Source organism: Nocardiopsis salina YIM 90010 (assembly GCF_000341025.1).
GTDB lineage: Bacteria > Actinomycetota > Actinomycetes > Streptosporangiales > Streptosporangiaceae > Nocardiopsis > Nocardiopsis salina.
Window position 1 is genome coordinate 1 of sequence record NZ_ANBF01000260.1, and the last position, 2,079, is coordinate 2,079.

Below are 2,079 nucleotides of genomic sequence, written 5' to 3' on the forward strand. Positions count from 1 at the left end.
GATGGCCGCCGGGCTCAGCCTGAACGAGGCCGTCGGGGCCGCCACGGTCCGGCCTGCCCGCACGTTCGGCCTCGACGCCGGGACCCTCGCCCCCGGTGCACCGGCCGACATCGCCGTCTTCGACGTGGAGGAGGGGCCGTTCCCGCTCCCGGACGTGCACGGCGACGTGCGGCACGCGCCGGTGAAGCTGCACAACGCGGCCACCTATGTCGCGGGCCGGCTGCTCCCGCCCAGCGCCGCCGAGGCCCCGCCCCCGTGGGTGCCGCTCAGCCCCGCACAGGAACGCGCGGAGCACGGGAGGCAGCAGCGCACCCGGGGTGCGGTGCAGTACCTGACCGATCCCGAGGACTTCGACGAACCCTTCCCACGCCACGGAGCCAGAGCATGAACCCCGCACACCACCTGGAGAACGTCCCCGTCGAGGCGCGTTCCCTGCCCCAGAGCCCCGCGACCCCCGCCGAGGTCCGCAGCGCCGGTCTCCGGCTGAGCGACCTGTGGCTGCCGGCGGTGACGCTCCACCGCGAGGCCCTGGACCACAACCTCGACCGCTTCGCCCGCTGGTGTGCCGAACGCGGTCTCGACCTGGCCCCGCACGCCAAGACGACGATGGCACCCCAGCTCTGGGCGGCCCAGTTGGCCGGGGGCGCATGGGGGCTCACCGCGGCCACCGTCGCGCAGGCACGCATCATGTACAGGTCCGGCGTCACCAGGATCATCATCGCCAACGAGGTGACGGAGACGGCGCAGCTGGCCTGGCTCGCCGAGACCCTGGCCGACCCGGACTTCGAGCCGATGTGCCTGGTGGACTCCGCCGCCGGCCTGGAACTGATGGAGCACGCCCTGCGCGGGGCGCCGCGTCGTCTCCCGGTCCTCGTGGAACTGGGGGTCCCGGGCCGGCGCACCGGCGTCCGCACACTCGAGGACGCGCTCGTCCTCGCCGAACGGGTGGCGCGCAGCGAGCGCGTGTGCCTGGCCGGGGTCGAAGGGTTCGAGGGGGTCTTCCCGCAGCGCCGCGACGACGACTCGCCCGACCGCACCCGCACCTGGCTGGGCCGGCTCCCCGAGTTCGTCCGCCGCGCCGACTCCAAGGGCCTGTTCGCCGGCGCCGACGAGATCGTCGTGACCGCCGGCGGCAGCAGCTACCCGGACCTGGTCGCCGACGCGTTCTCCGGTCTCGGCGGGCTGTCCCTGCCCGTGCGGCCGATCGTGCGCTCGGGGTGCTACATCACCCACGACGACCTCTTCATGGAACGCGCCTCGCCGCTGCGCTCGGAGGCCGACACCGACCCCCTGCGGCCCGCCCTCTCGTGCTACGCGCGGGTGCTCTCCTGCCCCGAACCGGGGCGGGCGCTCTTCGGGGCGGGCAAGCGCGACCTGTCCTTCGACATCGACCTGCCCGTCCCCCGCGCGGTGCTGCGCGGGGGCCGCCGCATCCCCGTCGAGGCTGGGGCGCGGGTGGTGGAGCTCAACGACCACCACGGCTTCCTCGACCTGGACGAGGACGTGTCCGTGCAGGTCGAGGTCGGGGACGTGGTCGAGTTCGGGCTGTCCCACGCCTGCACCGTCTTCGACAAGTGGCCCTTGGTCCCGGTCCTGGACGCCCAGGGCCACGTCGTGGACGCAGTACGCACCGTCTTCTGACACCGAGACGGAACGAGAACACAGAACAAGGAGGGTCCCATGTCCAAGAAGATCGTGAACACGCCCGAGGCAGCCCCGCCCGGAGGCCCCTACTCCCACGCCGTCGTGGCCGGCGATTTCATCTACCTCGCCGGGGCCACCCCCCACCGGACCGACCGGTCCCTGGTCAAGGGTTCCTTCGCGGACGAGGCACATGCGACCTTCACCAACCTCGCCACGGTCGCCGAGGCCGCCGGGTCGAGCCTCCGTGACGCGGTCCGGGTCGGGGTGTACCTGCGCGACCTCGACGACTTCGCCGAGATGAACTCGCTCTTCGCGGAGTACTTCGGCACCGAGCCGCCGGTCCGCACGACGCTGCAGGCCGACCTGCCGGGCTTCGCCATCGAGGTGGACGCCGTCCTGTACAAGCCGACCGAGTGAGCCGAGGGGCCCCGTGAA

At 72.9% G+C, this 2,079-nt stretch carries 3 protein-coding genes; all 3 read left to right on the forward strand.

Features of this window, described 5'->3' with window-relative positions; genetic code table 11:
- On the forward strand, positions 1–388 hold a 388-nt coding region (locus tag D474_RS30265; protein ID WP_040704633.1), incomplete at its 5' end, for an amidohydrolase family protein.
- Positions 385–1,641, forward strand: coding sequence for an alanine racemase (locus D474_RS0127040; RefSeq protein ID WP_017616597.1), 1,257 nt, complete (start codon positions 385–387; stop codon positions 1,639–1,641). The genes D474_RS30265 and D474_RS0127040, both read left to right, overlap by 4 nt.
- Positions 1,642–1,680: 39 nt before the next feature.
- Positions 1,681–2,061 (forward strand): RidA family protein, encoded by a 381-nt coding sequence (locus D474_RS0127045; protein ID WP_017616598.1) that lies wholly within the window; start codon positions 1,681–1,683, stop codon positions 2,059–2,061.
- Positions 2,062–2,079: the final 18 nt, after the last annotated feature.

What these genes read in the sequence shown, in the direction of transcription:
- D474_RS0127040 (WP_017616597.1), top strand. Translation starts at nt 385, where the DNA reads ATGAACCCCGCACACCACCTGGAGAACGTCCCCGTCGAGGCGCGTTCC.
- D474_RS0127045 (WP_017616598.1), top strand. Translation starts at nt 1,681, where the DNA reads ATGTCCAAGAAGATCGTGAACACGCCCGAGGCAGCCCCGCCCGGAGGC.